Annotated in this window: 1 protein-coding gene; it reads right to left on the bottom strand. The window is 39.8% G+C overall.

From position 1 onward, the window contains the following. On the bottom strand, positions 1 to 1,013 hold a 1,013-nt coding region (acsC, locus tag AB1422_19625; GenBank protein ID MEW6621512.1), incomplete at its 3' end, for an acetyl-CoA decarbonylase/synthase complex subunit gamma. Between the last annotated feature and the right edge of the window lie 23 nt (positions 1,014 to 1,036).

The following is a 1,036-nucleotide window of genomic DNA, read 5'->3' as shown; positions in this document are numbered from 1 at the left end:
GGAGAATTCGCATCCGGATTGCCAAATTCGTAGATTCCTTCATCCATCGTCAATGGTCGTTGTGGGTCGGTAAAGAGATTTAAGCGATAGACTAAAAGAGGTAACATGTGGTGAGGTTGAATATCTGAAAAAATCACTATCCCGGCGTATTTTGAGATAAACACTGTGCCGATTAGACTTTCCTCCATTAGATTATCCGCCATCTCACAAGGAAAAGCAATTGTTGGAAATCCTAAGGGACGAAAGGCTTTAAGTAATGAAAGCCTGCGAGTGAATATCTGGTCTTCATAAGCCTGTTTTAAGGTTGATGGATTTGAATCTAAGACTATATCCTTAATCCCGGTTTTGACTAAATTATCTGTGAGTGTCGCCAGTTCTTCCAGACCATTTCCTCTGGCAACAATCGGACAATTATTTTCCTTGCTAATCTGTGCGACTTTTTGATAATTATCTGATGTCGCCGCATAAAGAATTGGTCTTTTATCCTTACATAATCTTGCCGCCTCTCCTAATATCTCCACATCTTCACTCATCAGCATCAGACAACCGCTGACTGAATCTCTGGCGGTATTAACTAATTTCATAAATGTTTCTTTATTTTTAGAGGTATTTTTCAAAGCGGCTAATTCGGGTTTTAATTCTACTCCAACGCGTAGATATTTCGTTTCATTTAATGCCTTTATCTTCCTTGTTATCTCTGTTTCATTTTCTTCATCCGTGATTAGAACTCCAAAGGCGGTTGGATGTTCAAACCGTTTTTCATGGCGGAAAAGGACGGTTTCTTCACCAATCGTAATTGCGGTCTCACCTGAGCCAATTTTTACCCCGCGTATTGGAGGAGCAGAGGCTTCTGCTAATTCAGATTTAACATCCTCTGAGACATAAGGACATTTCTCAATCTCGGTTTTAGCCGAGGCTAATGCCATCGCAAAGGCAAGGCAGGTTGGAAAGTTACATTCCTTACAATTTGTTTGTGGTAATTTTTTAAATATTTGCACACCCGTAAGAGCCATTTTTTAATTCCCCCTTTTATTTG

It is taken from the genome of bacterium (assembly GCA_040757115.1).
Lineage (GTDB): Bacteria > UBA9089 > CG2-30-40-21 > CG2-30-40-21 > SBAY01 > JBFLXS01.
Note: the sequence above shows the minus strand (reverse complement) of the source record. Positions and strands in the feature narration are given on the sequence as shown.